The organism is Neisseriaceae bacterium CLB008, from assembly GCA_041228285.1.
Lineage (GTDB): Bacteria > Pseudomonadota > Gammaproteobacteria > Burkholderiales > Neisseriaceae > JAGNPU01.
This window is the reverse complement of record CP166133.1, coordinates 2,020,645-2,038,424: the sequence shown is the minus strand read 5'-3', so window position 1 is coordinate 2,038,424 and position 17,780 is coordinate 2,020,645. Positions and strand designations below refer to the sequence as shown.

Sequence of the window (17,780 nt, the reverse complement as noted above, 5' to 3'; positions counted from 1 at the left end):
ATTGGCTCGCTATCGTTAAATACTGTCTATGCTTTGGCCGGTTAAGGCTTGGGCGATGTTGCGGTTCATTCGTTTGGCGGCAAAGCCATCGGTACTGTGGCTGAGCGCTTGGGTGTGCTGATTAATCACGGCGGCGTTGACGTCGGCGCTATTGAGGCTGGCCTTAAGCGCGTCGATGCTGGCGTGAATATGGGCCAGTTCCTTGGCATCGAGTAAATCGGCATCTTGAGCCAGTGCCGCAGTCACGGCTTCAATCAAGCCTTCTGCTTCAACGATGGCTTCTTGGCGGTTGCGTGCTTCAATGTCTTCTTTGGCGTAGGAGAGCGAATCTTTCAGCATCTTGGTGATGGTTTCGTCGTCGAGGCCATAAGACGGCTTGATTTCGACGGCGGCTTCCACGCCGGTGGTTTGTTCTTTGGCCGAAACCGATAATAGGCCATCGGCGTCTACTTGGAAGGTCACCCGAATACGGGCGGCACCGGCCACCATAGGCGGAATGCCTTTTAGGGTGAACTTGGCCAAGGAGCGGCAGTCGCTGACCAGCTCGCGCTCGCCTTGCAGCACGTGGATCATCATGCCAGTTTGGCCATCTTTAAAGGTGGTGAACTCTTGGGCGCGGGCAGTGGGTAAGGTGCTGTTGCGGGGAATGACTTTTTCCACCAGGCCGCCGTAGGTTTCTAGGCCTAAGGAGAGCGGCGTCACGTCTAATAGCAACCATTCGCCGTCGTTTTTATTGCCGGCTAATACGTTGGCCTGCATGGCGGCGCCCATGGCCACCACTTCATCTGGATTAAGGTTATTCAGCGGCGCTTGGTTGAAATACTGTTCTGCCGCGCTTTGGACGTGGGTCATGCGCGTGGCGCCACCGACCATGATGACGCCGTTGACGTCTTCTTTTTTCACCTTGGCGTCGCTGAGGGCCTTTTGCATTGGGATCAGGGTTTTATTCACCAGATGTTGGGTGATTTTTTGAAATTCATCGCGGCTGATGGTCACGTCCACAGAGCGATCGTCAGACAGCGTACAGTTAATCGTGGCGGTGTCGTTGTCGGTCAGGCTTTCTTTTGCGGCGCGTGCTAAGGCCAGCAACAGCTGGTTGTCGACTTCGTTCAGAGCCGATAATTCAGCGGTTTCCAGCACCCAGCAATATAGGCGATGGTCGAAGTCGTCGCCGCCGAGGGCGCTGTTGCCGTTTGTGGCCAGAACTTCAAAAATACCTTTAGAAAGCTTTAAAATAGACACGTCAAAGGTTCCGCCGCCTAAGTCGTACACCACGAAGGTGCCTTCTGAGGCATTGTCTAAGCCATAGGCGATGGCTGCAGCGGTGGGTTCATTCAATAAACGCAACACGTGTAGGCCGGCCAGCTTGGCGGCGTCTTTGGTGGCTTGACGCTGGGCATCATCAAAATAGGCGGGTACGGTGATCACTGCGCCCGTTAGTTCGCCGCCTAAACTGGTTTCGGCGCGCGCTTTGAGGGTGCGTAAGACTTCAGCGGATACCTCAACAGGGGTTTTTAAACCCTGACGGGTTTGGATTTCGATGATGTGGTCACTATGGCCAAAGCGGTACGGTAGGTGCTGTACATTGCCAATGTCGGCAAGGGCGCGGCCCAATAGACGCTTGGCCGAACTGATGGTGTTTTGGGGGTCTACCCGTTGAGCCATTAGGGCATCGTGGCCCACTTCAACGCGGCTGTCTTCGCAGTAGCGCACGACCGATGGCAGGCTGGTACGGCCTTGGGCGTCGGCTAGGCAGACAGCGCTGCCGCTGCGGACGGTTGCCATGAGGGTGTTGGTCGTGCCAAGGTCAATGCCGACGGCCAAGCGGTGTTGGTGTGGTGCGGTAGACATACCTGGTTCAGCAATTTGCAATAGTGCCATAAATCTACTTTAACTTTTGTGTTGATGACATCAAGCGGGGTACGCTGCCGAGTGTGGCTAGGCGAAGGCGTCGAGGGCTTGATGCACTTGTTGGGTAAGCTTATCCATAAATCGGCCTTGGCGAACCAGCGTCGCGGCTGCGGCATAATCTTCCTGTTGGAAGGTGGTGGATAAGGTGGTCAAGAGGTCAGACAGCTGTGCTTGCACGTCATCAGCTAACGCCAGTAGGGCAGGCACATCTTGCGCCTGCTGGGCGTCTTCTAAGGCTTCTCGCCAGCCCATTTGCTGCATCAAAAACTCAGGTTCAAACTGAGTGTGCAGAGGGTCGTCGGCGTCTATGTCGTGCAGGCTGAGCAGATAGCTGGCGCGATCAAGCGGCTGCTGGAGGGTGCGATAGGCTTCATTGACGTTGGAGGCCATCATCAGTGACTGTTTTTGTTCGAAGGCGCTGGCACCGGCAAATTTATCCGGGTGGCAGGCTGCCGCTAACTTTAGGTAGGTGGCGCTCAAAGCGGCCGTATCAAGATCAAAAGCGGTAGGCAGCCCAAACAGGCTGAAATGGTTTTGTGTCATGGAGTGATCATCGCTACGCTCAAGCTGGCTGTCCATCTTAAGCTGGTGTGAGACGGTTTAAACGTGGAAGCTTTCGCCACAGCCACATTCGTCAGTCACGTTTGGGTTTTCAAACTTAAAGCCTTCGTTCAGGCCTTCTTTTGTGTAGTCCAGCATGGTGCCATCAAGGTAGACGTGGCTTTTTGGGTCGGTGATGACTTTGACGCCAAAGTACTCAAAAACCATGTCGTCGGTGTTGGCTTCGTCGGCAAATTCCAATACGTAGGCCATGCCAGAACAACCGCTGGTGCGTACGCCTAGGCGGATGCCTATGCCTTTACCACGGCTGTTAAGAAAATTCTGAATATGATTCGCGGCTCGTTCAGATAAGGTAATCATATATTAATACCCCTAGTTGCAGTCATGGCTGCCTAAGCCTTGGCCTAGGCAGCGGTGAATCAATTATTGATTGTGTTTCTTTTTGTAGTCGCCCACTGCGGCTTTGATGGCGTCTTCGGCCAAAATAGAGCAGTGTACTTTTACCGGCGGTAACTCTAGTTCTTCAGCGATGGCGCTGTTTTTAATCGCCATAGCTTCGTCTAGGGTTTTGCCTTTCACCCATTCGGTGATCAAAGAAGAAGAGGCAATGGCAGAGCCACAACCGTAGGTTTTAAAGCGTGCGTCTTCGATCACGCCATCTTCGCTGACTTTAATTTGCAGCTTCATCACGTCGCCACAGGCTGGGGCGCCGACCATGCCGGTACCTACGCTGTCGTCGCCTTTTTCAAATGAACCCACGTTACGAGGATTCTCATAATGGTCAATTACTTTATCGCTATAAGCCATGTTTATGCTCCTAGTGCTGTCTGGCCAACCGTGGTTGGCCGATCGTTGTTATAAGTGTGTGTCCGAGGATGATCCTCAGGGCCGTTTAGTGCTCAGCCCATTCAACGGTGCTTAAGTCTACGCCGTCTAAGTGCATTTCCCATAGAGGCGATAGGTCGCGCAATTTGCCGATTTTATCTTTAATCAGCTGTGCTGCATAATCAATTTGTTCAATGGTGGTGAAGCGGCCAAAGGTAATGCGCAGCGAGCTGTGGGCCAATTCATCGTTACGCCCTAGAGCGCGCAAAACGTAAGAAGGCTCAAGGCTGGCCGAAGTACAGGCAGAACCGCTGGAAACGGCCAGTTCTTTAACCGCCATGATCAGGCTTTCACCTTCCACAAAGTTAAAGCTCACGTTTAGGTTTTGCGGTACGCGTTGGTCTAAGTCGCCGTTAACGTACACTTCTTCAATGTCTTTTACCGCGTCTAAGAAGCGGTTGCGCAACACAAGGGCGTGTTCACGGTCGGCGTCCATTTCTAAACGAGCTAGGCGATAGGCTTCGCCCATGCCAGCAATTTGATGGGTGGCTAAGGTGCCGCTGCGGAAGCCGCGTTCGTGGCCACCGCCGTGCATTTGTGCTTCTAGGCGAATGCGAGGTTTACGACGCACATATAGAGCGCCAATGCCTTTAGGACCGTAGGTTTTATGGCCAGACATGCTCAATAAATCGACTTTAACGTGGCTTAAATCGATGGCCACTTTGCCGGTTGCTTGTGCTGCGTCAACGTGGAAAATCACGCCTTTTTCACGGCAAATTGCGCCTAAGGCTTCAATGTCTTGAATCACGCCAATTTCGTTGTTGACCCACATCACAGAGGCCAAAATGGTGTCAGGGCGGATGGCCGCTTTGAATACTTCAAGGTCTAGTAGGCCATTGTCTTGCACGTCAAGATAGGTTACTTCAAAACCTTCACGCTCTAGCTCACGCATGGTGTCTAAAACGGCTTTGTGTTCGGTTTTAACGGTGATGAGGTGTTTGCCCTTGCTTTGGTAGAAATGAGCCGCACCTTTAATCGCTAAGTTGTTAGATTCTGTGGCGCCAGAAGTGAACACCACTTCTTTGCTGTCACAGTTTAACAATAGAGCGATCTCTTGACGGGCGTTTTCAACCGCTTCTTCAGCGGTCCAACCAAAACTATGGCTAGAGCTGGCAGGGTTGCCGAACTCTTCGTATAGGTAAGGAATCATTTTTTCCGCCACGCGTGGGTCGATCGGCGTGGTGGCTGCGTAGTCTAAGTAAATCGGTGTTTTAATTTGGCTCATGGTTTTTGCTCTTGTATGGTACGTGTTAGTTAGGGGTACTTACCACCACCGCCATCGGATGTGTTTGTGCAGTGTGTAAGCGCTGTTTGTTTTGGCCATGCTCGATTAAAGTTGCCAATGTGATGCCGGACAAATAGTCCCCTATGGTTTTGTTGAGGTTTTCCCAAAGGTCGTGGGTCAAGCATTGGGTGTGCCCCATGCAGTTTGATTTCCCATTACATTGGGTGGCGTCCAGCGAGTCATCGACGGCGTGCACAATGGCAGCGACGCTGATCTCGTGCAGGGGTTTATTCAATGAATAACCGCCGCCTGGGCCTCTTAAGCTGGCGACTAGGCCGGCTTTTCTCAGCTTGCTGAACAGTTGCTCTAAATAGGAGAGTGAAATCTGTCGGCGTTCACTAATCGCAGAAAGGCTAACGGGCCCTTCGTCGTGGTGCATGGCCACATCTAAGAGGGCCGTTACTGCAAATCGCCCCTTGGTTGTTAGGCGCATAATATTCACCTTGTAAATGCTTTACTGATCTGGATTATCCTATTTCCTACTAAATTAGTCAACTATTAAGCGAGGATGCGAGCAATGCTCAATAGTCAGCGACTATCGTGGTCGACGAGCTGCGAATCCTTAGCCAAAACAGCGGCTAATCTGGTCGAGGCCATAATGGTCTATAGCAAGAGTGGCATGGTTTTTGGTTTTTTCTTTGGCGTGAAAGGCCACGCCAATGCCGGCGGCTTCGAGCATGGGAATGTCGTTGGCGCCGTCGCCCATGGCGATGACTTGCTCGGGGCTGAGCCCTAATTCATCCCGGTGCTGACGCAATAATCGCGCCTTGGCTTCGGCGTCGATGATGTCGCCAATGACCTTGCCGGTGAGCACACCGTCGATGATTTCCAATTCATTGGCGTAGGCGTAGTCTAGGCCTAAGCGCTCTTTGAGGCGATCGGTAAAAAAGGTAAAACCGCCTGAGACCAGCATGAATTTAATGCCGTGGGTTTTAGCGGTTTTAATCAGCGCTTCGGCGCCAGGTGTCAGCTTGAGCTTGCGCTCATACACGTCAGCCAAGGCACTTTGTGGCAGGCCTTTTAATAGGGCGACACGTTCGATCAGGGAGGCGCGAAAATCCAGCTCGCCCTGCATGGCGCGTTCAGTGATGGCGGCAATTTGTGGCTTGATGCCCATTTGATCGGCGATTTCGTCAATACACTCAATGGTGATCAAGGTGGAGTCCATGTCGCTGACCATCAGGCCAATGCTGCTCAAGGGGCGATCAGGCAGGCAGGCGACTTCAATTTTTAAGGCCTGTAGTCGCTGATGCTGCTCGGCGCTTAGGGCGAACGGCTGCGGCTGGGTCAGGCGAATCACGCCGTCTTCCTGGTGATGAGGCGTTTGATCAAGCTCAGCCCAAAGCCAGCTTAAATCCAGCTGGGCCAGTTGTGGGTGCTGTAATACCAATGCATACTTCATGTGTTCGTTTTTCCTTATGCGTCTAGGCCAGCCTGAACCATGTGGGCTGCCTTTACCACGGCACGGGCTTTGTTTTGGGTTTCATCCCATTCTGATTGCGGGTCGGAGTCGGCGACAATGCCGGCGCCGCTTTGCACGTATAGGGTTTGGTTTTTGATGATGGCGGTACGAATCGCGATGGCCACGTCCATGTCGCCGCTAAAGCTCAAATAGCCGACAGCGCCGCCAAAGATGCCGCGTTTGCTGGGCTCTAGCTCATGAATGATTTCCATAGCCTTTACTTTTGGGGCACCTGAGAGGGTGCCGGCAGGGAAGGCGGCTTTAAGCACGTCCATCATCTTGGTTTGCGGCGGCAACTCACCTTCGACGCTAGAGACAATGTGCATGACGTGGGAGTATTTTTCGATGCACATTTTCTCGGTCACTTTGACTGCACCGGTTTTGGCCACGCGGCCGACGTCGTTTCGGCCTAGGTCGATCAGCATCACGTGTTCTGACACTTCTTTGGGGTCGCTTAAGAGGTCAGCCGCTAAAGCGGCATCCTCTTCCGGCGTTTGGCCGCGCACGCGGGTGCCAGCAATGGGGCGCACCGTCATGGTGTCGGCTTCTTTACGCACCAGAATCTCAGGCGAGGCGCCGACGATGTAAAAATCATCCATGTGGTAGTAATACATATAGGGTGATGGGTTAAGCGTACGCAGGGCGCGATAAAGGCTGATGGGGTTGTCGCTAAAAGGCATGCTCATGCGCTGTGATGGCACCACCTGCATGCAGTCGCCGGCCAAAATACGTTGTTTGATGTCGGCCACATCACGTTTGTAGTTGTCTTCGCCGTATTCGCTCACCGGCTGGGTTTGTTGGCTGCCAAACGACAGCGGTAGGGCGTAGCTTTGGCGGGTTTGGATGCGCAGTTCTTCTAAGCGGCTGCGGGCTTTTTGGTAGGCGTTAGGGTCTTCTGGATTGGCGTAGACAATGAGGTGAATCTTGCCTGATAGGTTGTCGATCACGGCCAGCTCTTCGGACAGCATGAGCATGATATCGGGGGTGCCGATGACGTCTTTTTTGTCGTTTTTAGGCAGCTTGGGCTCGAAGTAATGCACCGTTTCGTAGCCAAAGTAGCCGATGAGGCCGCCGGTGAAGCGCGGTAGGTTGGGGATGTCCGGGGTTTTAAAGCTGGCCTGATAGGCTTCAATAAAGCCCATCGGGTCGCCCTTGTGGGTCTGGGTCAGCTCGTGGTTTAGGTAGACGGAAGTGGTGTTGCCTTCGACTTTAAGATAGTCGCGACAGGGCAGGCCAATAAACGAATAGCGTCCAAAGCGCTCACCGCCCACGACCGATTCCAATAAATAGCTGAACGGTTTGTTGGCCAGCTTCAGGTATAAAGACAGCGGCGTGTCTAAGTCGGCGAGCACGGTTAAGGTCAAAGGAATGCGGTTATAGCCTTGGGCTACGTAGGCTTGATAGGTTTCTAAGCTCATCATGAGGTGCTGCTCCTTATGCAGGTGAAGCGATATTTTTATGTTTAGACGCAAAAAAACGGATGGCAGGCATCCGTTTTTGGGCGTATCGGTGCTTTATAAATCGTCTAAAGTGCCGTCCGTTTCGTCAAGCTTACCTTCGGTAATGTCAACGTTGAGGCCCACTACATCACGGATTTTGGTGGCAATTTCGGTCGCAACTTCTGGGTTATCTTTTAGCCAATTGCGGGTGTTGTCTTTGCCTTGGCCAATTTTTTGGCCGCCGTAGCTGTACCATGCGCCGGATTTTTCAACGATGTCGAACTTCACGCCTAGGTCAATGACTTCACCTTCCCAGCTCACGCCTTCGCCGTACAGAATGTCAAATTCAGCCTGGCGGAACGGTGGCGCAACCTTGTTTTTCACTACTTTAACACGGGTTTCGTTACCCAGCACGTCGTCGCCTTTTTTGATTTGACCGATGCGGCGAATGTCTAGGCGCACAGAGGCGTAGAACTTCAATGCGTTACCGCCAGTGGTGGTTTCAGGGCTACCAAACATCACGCCAATTTTCATGCGGATTTGGTTAATGAACACCACCAAGGTGTTGGTTTTTTTGATGTTGCCGGTCAGTTTACGCAGGGCTTGGCTCATTAAGCGCGCCTGTAGGCCCACGTGGCTGTCGCCCATGTCACCTTCGATTTCGGCTTTAGGCACTAGGGCCGCTACCGAGTCGATGACCACCATGTCGATGCCGCCTGAGCGCACCAACATGTCACAAATTTCTAGAGCTTGCTCACCGGTATCTGGTTGAGACACCAATAAGTCTTCGACGATCACGCCTAGTTTACGAGCGTAAACTGGGTCGAAGGCGTTTTCGGCGTCAATAAATGCGCACACGCCGCCGCTTTTTTGCGCTTGGGCAATGGCTTCTAGACACATGGTGGTTTTACCAGAAGATTCTGGGCCGTAGATTTCCACCACGCGGCCACGGGGTAGTCCGCCCACGCCTAAGGCTAAGTCAAGGCCCAAAGAACCGGTAGAGATCACCTGTAGGTTCTCGTCTTTGTGGCTGCCATCCATTTTCATGATGGAACCCTTACCAAATTGTTTTTCAATTTGCGACAGGGCGGCGCTTAAGGCTTTGCTTTTATCGTCTGACATGGGGCATGACTCCGTAAGTAGGGTGAAACAGATAATTAAACATAAGCTTTAATTATCGCACAAATTTACTGAATACGCACGGCTGAAGCCATTAAAAAAGCGCCCGTTAGGTGCGGGCGCTTGATTCACAAAAGATTAAATAATCGAGGTTTTTTTCTTTTGTTGTAGTCGGTAAGCAACATAATAAGCGAAGAGGGTGGGCACCACAAACAAGATGGTTTTGGTGGGCCAAGTGTTGTACCAAGGCGTGCTCAATAAGAAGGTTTCTTGTTGGCCTGCTGCGGTACCAGAAGCCCAATAGCTTAAGATTGGGAACCAGCAGGCAAAAAACAAACCGACCCAGATGGGCCATAGCCAGGTCATGGCGTTGTACTTCCACAGCATGAAGAGGGTGAGGGTCCAAAGGGCAATCGACAGCGAGCTGTATAGGCCAAAAGGCAGCGGTAGGGCGTAATAGCCGTGAATGAAATAAGCCATGCCGCCGATGAACAGCACGCCTAAGATCGCCAAAATAATTTCTTCGGGTTTATGCATCGAAGCGGCTCCTTGGTGTGAGGTGAAAAAAGCTGAGAACAGTGTGGGACCATTATAAGGGCTAGGCGATCGTCCAGCCTAGGGATATGGTACCCAAGCCATTCTAATACAAAAATGCCGCCCTGAGGCGGCATCGTGTGGGTTTACATCAAGAAGAAGTAGCCCCATAAAGACAGAACGATGATGCACATGATGTTCAGGACGCCCCCAGCCACAATCATGTCGCGCTGTTTGATGACGCCGGTGCCAAAGACGATGGCGTTAGGTGGCGTGGCCACGGGCAGCATAAAGGCACAAGAGGCGCCAATACCGATCATCATCACCAGTACTGAGGCGGGCATGCCCATTTGTTCGGCGATGCCGGCAAATACCGGTACCAATAGGGCGGCAGAAGCGGTGTTGCTGGTGAACTCAGTCAAAATAATGATGAAGGTGGTTACGGCTAAAATAATGATGAAGGGGTTGGCTGAGCCGAAAATGGCGGCCACTTGATCGCCCAAAACGGCAGACGCGCCTGACGATCTCAAGATGGCGCTCAAGGTCAAACCACCACCAAACAAGAATAAAACGCCCCAGTCGGTGTTGTCCGACACTTGACGCCAGGTGGTCACGCCAAACATCACCACCAGTACGGCGGCGCACAGGGCGATAAAGGTGTCAGGGCTGCTGATGCCTAAATGTTCTTGAATCCAGTTGCCGCCAATCCACGCGGCGGCGGTCAAAATGAAAATAGTCATGGCGATGATGCGTGAAGGCGTCCACGGAATGCTTTCGGTGTTGACTTCAATTTTGCGGTTTAGCTTGGGTTTGAACACTAGGTATAGGCTCAAAACCATCAACGGCATGAGCACCAGCATCAAGGGCAGACCGTGCTTCATCCAGCCCACGAAGTCTAGGCCCAGCGCTTTAGCGGCAATAGCGTTTGGGGGCGAGCCCACCAGCGTGCCCAAGCCACCAATACTGGCCGAGTAGGCAATACCCAATAGGATAAATAAGAACGTTGGGCGCTCAGATTTGGCGTCCATATGGCTCATCACGCCCATGGCCAGAGGCAGCATCATGGCGGCGGTGGCGGTATTGCTGATCCACATGGACAGCAGGGCCGTCACGCCAAAAATAGACAGAGCGGTTACGCCTAAGTGGGAGCCGGATAAGGAAATTAGCCAGAAGGCGATTTTTTTATCCAGTTTTTGCACGTGCAGCGCTGAGGCGAGGGCGAAGCCACCGAAGAAAAGAAAAATGATGGGGTCGGCAAAAGCAGAAACAGCCGTTTTGGTGTTCATTTCCGGGAGGCCAATGGCGATGGCAATCACGGGAATCAGTAGGGCGGTGATCGTGACGTGAATGGCTTCGGTCAACCACAGGATGGCGATTAACACCAATAGGGCGAGGCCTTTATTGGCGGCATCGTCGAACGGCAACACGCGGTAAACAACGAGGGCAGTAATCAGGGCAATGACGCAGATGACTAGACCCTTAACGATTTTGCGCTGATCCTTATTCGACATGTCGGTCGGATGAGGCTGTTGATCCATAATTTTTTCCTTGTATTTTTATAAAATAATAAACTATTGTTTTTATCTGTATTGATCATGCAATAAAGTCAGGACTCACAGAATGAGCGCCTGATTTTGCGCACATAGTACACCATCACGACATGATTTTGGCGTTAAATAATGATGATTTGCTAAATTTAAAATAACGATTAATGATTTAAATCAGACAAAGTGTAGATTAAAAAATAGGCCACTGAGCGGAGTCAGTGGCCTATTTGATGGCGCTTAAGCGCATCGCGCTGGGCGATTAGATGATTTCGGCTTTTTCAATCACTACGGCTTCTTTAGGCACATCTTGATGCATGCCTGCATTGCCGGTTTTCACTGCTTTGATGGCGTCTACAACGTCGGTGCCTTCAACCACTTTGCCAAATACGCAGTAGCCAAAGCCGTTTGCGTCAGCAGAAGTGAAGTTTAAAAAGGCGTTGTCTTTTACGTTGATGAAAAACTGTGAGCTGGCAGAGTGAGGTGCCATGGTACGCGCCATCGCAATGGTGTACTTGTCGTTTTTCAAGCCGTTAGCGGCTTCGTTTTCGATGGTGTCGTGGGTGGCTTTTTGATTCATGCTTTGATCAAAACCGCCGCCTTGGATCATGAAACCATCGATCACGCGGTGAAAAATGGTGCCATCGTAAAAGCCTTCAGAAACGTAGGTTTCGAAGTTTTTAGCGGTCACTGGGGCTTTTTCGTGGTCCAATTCAATAGTGATGTCACCAAAGTTGGTGGTTAGCTTAATCATGAGGCTTCCTTATGTGGGTGCTTAGTGCACGATGACTTTGTTGATGATGATGGGTTTAACCGGCACGTCTTGGTTAAAGCCAGAATTGCCGGTTGGGGTTTTAGCAATGTTGTTGACTACGTTCATGCCTTTGGTCACGCGACCAAAGACGGTGTAGCCATAGCCTTGCGGGGTTTTATTTTTGTGGTTCAAAAATTCGTTATTGCCCACGTTGATGAAGAACTGGGCAGTGGCTGATTGAGGATCAGCAGTGCGCGCCATGGCGATGGTACCGACGGTATTTTTTAAGCCGTTATCGGCTTCGTTGGCCACGGGGGCTTTGGTTGGTTTTTGGGTCATTTTTTGGTCAAAGCCACCGCCTTGGATCATGAAGTTATTGATCACGCGGTGAAAAATGGTGCCGTTGTAAAAGCCGCTTTTGGCGTAAGACACAAAGTTAGCTACGGTTTTTGGCGCTTTGGTTTCGTCTAGAACCAGCTCAATATCGCCAGACGACGTTTTGAGGGTGACTTGAGTTTGGGCTATGGCCAAAGTGCTGCTTAAGCCGATTAAGGCCACTAAACCGAGTTTTTTTAACATAACGGGCTCCAAAAGTTGAATGCAAATGTTAGGCGTGCGGGCATTTTACCATTAAATGATTAGATACACGGTTTTTTGCACCGAACGGCCTTGGTAGGGTTTAAGGGTTATGCCAAATCAGGTGGCATCATGGCTTTGAGGCGGCTACGCAGCTGAGGTTCCGTGGCGTCAATCTGAAACCACCACATCACACCTTTACTGACAGGGTAAAGTTGCACGCTGGTGTCGGTGCGGTTGAGCAGGCAGTGACATAGATGGCCCAGCCACGGCTGATGGCCAACCAGCACTAAGCTGGCGTCCAGGGGTTGTCTACTGATGAGGTGTAGGATGTCTTGGTAGCGCGCTTCTGGATTGAGGGCGCGCATCGGTAGCGCCGCTGGACTTAAGTAGGCTGCCGTTTGCTGAGTGCGGCGCGCTTCGGACGTCCATACTTGATGCGTCGGGGCCAGTCGCTGTTTGAGCCAGTTGGCCATGCGTTGGGCTTGCTCATGACCAAGCTCGGTTAGCCGCCTTGCCTCGTCAGGGGCTTCTTCGTGGGCTTGGGCGTGCCGCCATAAAATAATCTCCACTAATTGTCCTTGTCGTTGGATTGATCCGTTCCCTTTGAGGGGCATCTTTGGCATAATGCACGGATGAAATCCGTACACCCTCCTTACGCCCGCTGGCTGCCAACCATACCACGGTCAGCGCACCTGCCTATGGTACAAAATTTGTCAGAATTATGGCAAGTTAACTCATTGACTGCGGCCCTTAAGGCGCTGTCGCCTGATTTTAGTGTGACCGTATTAAAGCTGGATGACACCCAAGCCTACGCAGATGAGGGCCTTTTTGGCGCAGCAGATGCGCTGTTTTGTCGAGAAGTGACGCTGTCGCTGGCAGGCAAGGCTGTGGTGTGGGCGCGCAGCGTGTGTCGGCGCGACAGCCAGCATTGGCTGCCGATACTGGATTGTGGCACCCAGCCCTTAGGGCACCGCTTATTCGATGGCTCATTGCCGATCCGCCGCAGTGCTTTTGAGTATGCCTTGGTGCCAGTGGCGCACCCCATGCTGCCCGAGGCATTGGCTGCGGGCTTATCTGGGGTGGAGATGGGGGCTAGACGCTCCACGTTTTGGTGGGAGGGTGAGGCCTTATTATTAACAGAATGTTTTTTACCAGCGATTGAAGAGTATTTATGACCGTGCACACATTAAAAGACATTTGGGCGACCACTAAGGATCGCCTAGATGTATATGGACAACTGATGCGGGTGGAGAAGCCCATCGGCACGCTGTTGCTCTTGTGGCCCACTTATTGGGCGCTGTGGATTGCCAGTAAGGGCAACCCTGATTGGGTGTTGGTGCTGATGTTTACCCTGGGCACTTTCTTTATGCGCAGCGCCGGTTGCGTGGCCAACGACTTATTTGACCGCGATATTGACGGCGCCGTCGAGCGCACCAAAAACCGCCCCTTTGCCCTTGGGCGCGTCAGTAAAACAGAGGCGGTGCTGCTGATCGTGATTTTGTGCCTGCTGGCGGCCTTATGCTTATTGCCAATGAACCGTTTGACTTGGCTAATGAGCCTGCCGGCGCTTTTCTTGGCGATTACCTATCCGCTCACCAAGCGTTTCTTTCCGATGCCGCAGCTGTATTTGGGCTTGGCCTTTACCTTTGGGGTACCGATGGCGTTTACCGCCCAAATGGGCGAGTGGCCGCCTGTTGGCGCGTGGGTGATCTTTGCCGCCGGCGTGTTTTGGACTTTGGCCTACGACACCATTTATGCCTTGGTTGATAAGCCAGACGATATTCACCTCAATATTACCAGCACGGCGCTGACCTGGGGTCGTTACGACGTGGTCGGCATCATGATGTGCCACGCCGTGTTTACTGGCTTGATGGCGTTGGTGGGCTATTTATTGAACGCAACATGGCCATATTGGGTGGCCTTGGCTTTAGTGGTGGTGCATCAAGGCTATCAATACACCCAAATTAAAGACCGCGATCGCACTAAGTGCTTTAAGCAGTTTTTGCAAAACAATCAGGTTGGCATGCTGTTGTTTGCCGGTTTGGTGTTTCATTACCTCGTGGTTTGAGCCTAAGTCGGGTTAGATGATCCCGAAAAATAGGTTTAGGATAAAGCGGTAAAGCATTGCTGGGCATGACCTAGCTCGGCTTTGCCGCTTTTTTTCAGCCAGAGGCCAAGAATAAAGCGGGCACAAAGATTGTGTATGGGCGCTGGCAAGGGTAAAATGTTGGTTCTTTTTGTTTATTAGTGGCGATTGTTATGAGCCTAATTGGCAATATTTTACCTCTTGATCACATCATTCTTGATTTGGACGTGAGCAGTAAAAAACGCATTTTTGAACAAGTGGGTTTGCTGGTCGAAAATAAAATCGGCGTGGCCCGTAGTGAAGTGTTTGAATGCTTGTTTGCACGAGAGAAGTTGGGTTCAACCGGATTAGGGCAGGGCGTGGCGATTCCTCATGGCCGCACGCAAGGCTTAAAAGAAGCCATCGGCGTGTTTGTACGTGTGAAAGAGCCTGTGCCGTTTGATGCACCTGATGGCCAGCCGGTTAATTTATTGTTTATTTTGTTGGTGCCTGAAGAGGCTACCGACGTACACCTTCAAGTGTTGTCAGAGCTGGCGCAGAAGTTTTCCTCTAAAGAGATTCGCGAGCGTCTATTGAATGCCAAAGACCCACAAGCGGTCAAACTGGTGTTTGCAGAGTAAGCCATGCCCAGTATCAGCGTCCGCCAGCTTTATGAAGACAACCACGTCAAACTAAAATTGGCTTGGACCACGGGCATGATTGGGGCCGATAACCTTATCGGCCTAGACGTTGATCGCCCTAGTATGGCCTTAGTTGGCCATTTGAACTTTATTCATCCGAATAAAGTACAGGTGTTAGGCGTCGCCGAGGTGGAGTACTTAAACCATCTTGAATCCAGTAAGGTACAGGCATCGCTCGATGACTTGTTCAACCGCAGCATTCCCTTGGTGATTGTGGCCAATGATTTGACTGTGCCCTATATGTTGCGCGACTACTGCCACAAGCACAATGTACCGCTCATGACCTCGATGTTGGAAAGCCCATATTTAATGGACGTGTTGCGGATTTATTTGCAACGTTGTCTAGCGGCGTCGACCATTTTACATGGCGTATTCTTGGATGTATTTGAGGTGGGCGTGCTGCTGGTAGGGCAATCGGGCCTGGGTAAGAGTGAGTTGGCGCTAGAGTTGATTTCGCGCGGCCACGGCCTCGTGGCGGATGATGCGGTAGAAATTTATCGGATTGCGCCAGAAGCCTTAGAAGGGCGTTGCCCTAAAGTGCTGAAGGATTTTCTGGAAGTGCGCGGCTTGGGTATTTTAAACATTCGCGCCATGTTCGGTGAAACAGCGGTTCGGCCCAAAAAAATGCTCAAATTAATCATTAATTTGGTGCATGCCGACGATGCTTACATGAAAAGCTTAGACCGGCTTAGCATTCAAACCGAAACCCAAGACATTCTGCACGTGCACATTCGCAAGGTGACCTTGCCAGTGGCGGCGGGGCGCAACCTGGCGGTTTTGGTTGAGGCCGCGGTACGAAACTACATTTTACAGCTGCGTGGCGTAGACAGCACGCAAGAATTTATTGATCGACACACGACGCTATTGCGTGAAAGTGAGCATGATGATGAGGCTGGTTTTAGTTAGTGGGTTATCTGGTTCGGGCAAGTCGGTGGTGCTTAAGTTGTTGGAAGACTTAGGCTTTTTTTGTGTCGATAATTTACCCTTAAGCTTGGTCGGCGATTTGATCAGCCTGCACCAAGAAAACGGCGCCAAACGTCTTGCCGTCAGCGTGGACACACGTTCTGGCCATTCGTTTGAGTGTTTGCCAGCCACCATCGCCAGCTTAAAGGAAAAGGGCGTGGCGGTGGATCTCTTGTTCTTAGAGGCGAGTAAGGACATATTGGTGCAGCGCTTCTCAGAAACCCGCCGCCGTCATCCTTTGGCGCGGGCGGATCGAACCTTGGATGAGGCCATCGACATCGAGATCGAAGCCATGGCTGAAGTGCGTAATTTGGCCCACCGTATCGATACCAGCACCATGAGTACGCCGCTTTTGAAGCACTTTGTGACCGAATGGCTGCTGAAAGAGCACACCATGATTCACTTAGTGTTTGAGTCTTTTGGGTTCAAGTATGGATTACCATTGAACGCCGATTTTGTGTTCGACATGCGTAGCCTGCCTAACCCGCACTATGAGCGCGAGATCCGAGAGTTTAATGGCTTGGACGCGCCCATCATTGACTACTTTAAGGACAAGCAGGCAGTCTGGGCCATGATTGATGATGTAGAGGCCTTTATCCGCAAATGGTTGCCCAGTATGCAGTCGGAAAATCGCAGTTATGTGACGGTGGGCATTGGCTGTACCGGCGGCAAGCACCGTTCGGTGTTCATCAGTGAAGAATTGAAAAAGCGTTTTGCCGACGTGTCGGCACAGGTACGGCATCGTCAGCTGAATCATGAAATGAAACGTCGTTAAAAGGACCCTCATGGAACGTGCTGATTTATTAAAATTAGTGCGCTGGAAGATGCCTTATGGCAAATACAGTGGCTTACTGCTGTGTGATCTGCCCGAGCACTATGTGGCCTTTATGGTCCGATCCGCCTTGCCTGATGGACAGCTGGGTGGGTTAATATTATTGTTAAATGAAATACAAATCAACGGTTTGATGGATTTACTCAAGCCGTTAAGAGAGCAGAGTTAATATGGCAATACAATGGTTTCCAGGGCACATGCATAAGGCAAAAAAAGCCATTGCAGAGCGGATGAAGACAACCGATGTGGTGATTGAAGTGTTGGATGCCCGTTTGCCGGGCTCCAGCGCTAACCCGCTGTTGGAGAATCTGTCTGAACGTCGCCCTAAGTTGAAGATTTTGAATAAGCAAGACTTGGCTGATCCCGTGCGTACCGAGGCATGGTTGGCGCATTACAATAATCAGAGCAAAACCCAGGCCATCGCTTTAGACGCTTCCGAAAAAGCCACCCAGAAGCTGATTAAGGCCTGCCGAGACCTCGTGCCTAATCGCGGCGGCATCGATAAGCCACTGCGGGTTTTGATTTGCGGCATTCCCAACGTGGGTAAGTCGACATTGATCAACAGCATGATGGGCAAGCGCAGCGCCAAAACCGGTAACGAGCCGGGCATCACCAAGCAAGAACAGCGCATTTTCTTGGCCGATGACTTTTGGCTGTTTGACACGCCAGGCATGCTGTGGCCAAAGATCATCGTTGAAGAAGGGGGCTATAACCTGGCCGCCAGCGGCGCCGTTGGCCGCAATGCCTTGGACGAGGAAGAAGTATCGCTGGAGCTGCTGGATTATCTGCGCCAAAACTACCCTGAACAAATAGTGGCTCGCTTTAAGCTGGACGTGGGCGCTGAAGAGTACGCCGACTGGCACGATAATGATTGGTTTGATGCCATTGCGCGTAAGCGTGGGGCCTTACTCAGTGGTGGCCGTGTAGATTATCAAAAGGTGGCCGAAATCATCTTGACCGACTATCGTGCTGGCCTGATGGGACGTGTGACTTTAGAAACGCCAGAAGAGTGGATGCGTTGGCTAGAGGTCGCTAAAGAAAAAGAAGCGCTGTTGCGTGAAGAGCGCGCGGCCAAAAAGGCGGCTCGATAGACGCACTGTTTTGTGCTGCCAGCGTTAACAATGCCCAATCAAGATTGGGCATTTT

General features: G+C 51.6%; 21 protein-coding genes. 7 read left to right on the top strand and 14 right to left on the bottom strand.

Annotation, left to right across the window (positions count from 1 at the left end; translation table 11 throughout):
• Window positions 1-15 precede the first annotated feature (15 nt).
• From hscA to AB8Q18_09275, 14 genes are all read right to left on the bottom strand, one after another.
• Window positions 16-1,881, bottom strand: a complete 1,866-nt coding sequence (gene hscA / locus AB8Q18_09340) for a Fe-S protein assembly chaperone HscA (GenBank protein ID XDZ50398.1) — start codon at window positions 1,879-1,881, stop codon at window positions 16-18.
• Between the two features lie 57 nt (window positions 1,882-1,938).
• On the bottom strand, window positions 1,939-2,454 hold the full coding sequence (gene hscB / locus AB8Q18_09335) for a Fe-S protein assembly co-chaperone HscB (protein XDZ50397.1): 516 nt from the start codon (window positions 2,452-2,454) through the stop codon (window positions 1,939-1,941).
• A 57-nt stretch (window positions 2,455-2,511) separates the two neighbouring features.
• On the bottom strand, window positions 2,512-2,832 hold the full coding sequence (gene iscA / locus AB8Q18_09330; GenBank protein ID XDZ50396.1) for an iron-sulfur cluster assembly protein IscA: 321 nt from the start codon (window positions 2,830-2,832) through the stop codon (window positions 2,512-2,514).
• Window positions 2,833-2,895: 63 nt separating this feature from the next.
• Window positions 2,896-3,279 carry a Fe-S cluster assembly scaffold IscU gene (gene iscU, locus AB8Q18_09325; GenBank protein ID XDZ50395.1) on the bottom strand — a complete coding sequence of 128 codons (384 nt, stop codon included), beginning with the start codon at window positions 3,277-3,279 and terminating at the stop codon, window positions 2,896-2,898.
• A gap of 85 nt (window positions 3,280-3,364) precedes the next feature.
• Window positions 3,365-4,582, bottom strand: a complete 1,218-nt coding sequence (locus AB8Q18_09320) for an IscS subfamily cysteine desulfurase (GenBank protein ID XDZ50394.1) — start codon at window positions 4,580-4,582, stop codon at window positions 3,365-3,367.
• 25 nt (window positions 4,583-4,607) lie between these two features.
• A complete protein-coding gene (locus AB8Q18_09315; GenBank protein XDZ50393.1) occupies window positions 4,608-5,075 on the bottom strand; it encodes a Fe-S cluster assembly transcription factor in 468 nt (155 codons plus the stop codon).
• A 129-nt stretch (window positions 5,076-5,204) separates the two neighbouring features.
• Window positions 5,205-6,044 carry a phosphoserine phosphatase SerB gene (gene serB / locus AB8Q18_09310; GenBank protein ID XDZ50392.1) on the bottom strand — a complete coding sequence of 280 codons (840 nt, stop codon included), beginning with the start codon at window positions 6,042-6,044 and terminating at the stop codon, window positions 5,205-5,207.
• Between the two features lie 14 nt (window positions 6,045-6,058).
• Window positions 6,059-7,525 (bottom strand): anthranilate synthase component I, encoded by a 1,467-nt coding sequence (gene trpE, locus AB8Q18_09305; protein XDZ50391.1) that lies wholly within the window; start codon window positions 7,523-7,525, stop codon window positions 6,059-6,061.
• Window positions 7,526-7,618: 93 nt separating this feature from the next.
• On the bottom strand, window positions 7,619-8,665 hold the full coding sequence (recA, locus tag AB8Q18_09300; protein ID XDZ50390.1) for a recombinase RecA: 1,047 nt from the start codon (window positions 8,663-8,665) through the stop codon (window positions 7,619-7,621).
• A 135-nt stretch (window positions 8,666-8,800) separates the two neighbouring features.
• A complete protein-coding gene (locus AB8Q18_09295) occupies window positions 8,801-9,199 on the bottom strand; it encodes a hypothetical protein (protein XDZ50389.1) in 399 nt (132 codons plus the stop codon).
• A 143-nt stretch (window positions 9,200-9,342) separates the two neighbouring features.
• Complete coding sequence (locus tag AB8Q18_09290) at window positions 9,343-10,734, bottom strand: DASS family sodium-coupled anion symporter (protein XDZ50388.1); 1,392 nt, start codon at window positions 10,732-10,734, stop codon at window positions 9,343-9,345.
• A 268-nt stretch (window positions 10,735-11,002) separates the two neighbouring features.
• On the bottom strand, window positions 11,003-11,494 hold the full coding sequence (locus tag AB8Q18_09285) for a peptidylprolyl isomerase (protein ID XDZ50387.1): 492 nt from the start codon (window positions 11,492-11,494) through the stop codon (window positions 11,003-11,005).
• A gap of 21 nt (window positions 11,495-11,515) precedes the next feature.
• The gene (locus tag AB8Q18_09280) at window positions 11,516-12,073 is read right to left on the bottom strand and encodes a peptidylprolyl isomerase (GenBank protein ID XDZ50386.1); all 558 of its coding nucleotides are present in this window, start codon (window positions 12,071-12,073) and stop codon (window positions 11,516-11,518) included.
• Window positions 12,074-12,180: 107 nt separating this feature from the next.
• A complete protein-coding gene (locus AB8Q18_09275) occupies window positions 12,181-12,642 on the bottom strand; it encodes a histidine phosphatase family protein (protein ID XDZ50385.1) in 462 nt (153 codons plus the stop codon).
• A 141-nt stretch (window positions 12,643-12,783) separates the two neighbouring features.
• Between AB8Q18_09275 and AB8Q18_09270 the strand changes: the two genes are divergently transcribed.
• The 7 genes from AB8Q18_09270 to ylqF all read left to right on the top strand — a co-directional run bounded on the left by AB8Q18_09270 (window position 12,784) and on the right by ylqF (window position 17,725).
• A complete protein-coding gene (locus AB8Q18_09270; GenBank protein ID XDZ50384.1) occupies window positions 12,784-13,248 on the top strand; it encodes a chorismate lyase in 465 nt (154 codons plus the stop codon).
• Window positions 13,245-14,141, top strand: coding sequence for a 4-hydroxybenzoate octaprenyltransferase (gene ubiA, locus AB8Q18_09265; GenBank protein ID XDZ50383.1), 897 nt, complete (start codon window positions 13,245-13,247; stop codon window positions 14,139-14,141). The genes AB8Q18_09270 and ubiA overlap by 4 nt, the downstream gene beginning before the upstream one ends.
• Before the next feature lie 191 nt (window positions 14,142-14,332).
• Window positions 14,333-14,779, top strand: coding sequence for a PTS IIA-like nitrogen regulatory protein PtsN (ptsN, locus tag AB8Q18_09260; protein ID XDZ50382.1), 447 nt, complete (start codon window positions 14,333-14,335; stop codon window positions 14,777-14,779).
• A 3-nt stretch (window positions 14,780-14,782) separates the two neighbouring features.
• The gene (gene hprK, locus AB8Q18_09255; protein ID XDZ50381.1) at window positions 14,783-15,745 is read left to right on the top strand and encodes an HPr(Ser) kinase/phosphatase; all 963 of its coding nucleotides are present in this window, start codon (window positions 14,783-14,785) and stop codon (window positions 15,743-15,745) included.
• Complete coding sequence (rapZ, locus tag AB8Q18_09250; GenBank protein XDZ50380.1) at window positions 15,726-16,577, top strand: RNase adapter RapZ; 852 nt, start codon at window positions 15,726-15,728, stop codon at window positions 16,575-16,577. The genes hprK and rapZ overlap by 20 nt, the downstream gene beginning before the upstream one ends.
• Before the next feature lie 10 nt (window positions 16,578-16,587).
• A complete protein-coding gene (locus AB8Q18_09245) occupies window positions 16,588-16,803 on the top strand; it encodes a DUF3820 family protein (protein ID XDZ50379.1) in 216 nt (71 codons plus the stop codon).
• 1 nt (window position 16,804) lies between these two features.
• On the top strand, window positions 16,805-17,725 hold the full coding sequence (gene ylqF, locus AB8Q18_09240; GenBank protein XDZ50378.1) for a ribosome biogenesis GTPase YlqF: 921 nt from the start codon (window positions 16,805-16,807) through the stop codon (window positions 17,723-17,725).
• The last annotated feature ends 55 nt before the right edge of the window (window positions 17,726-17,780 follow it).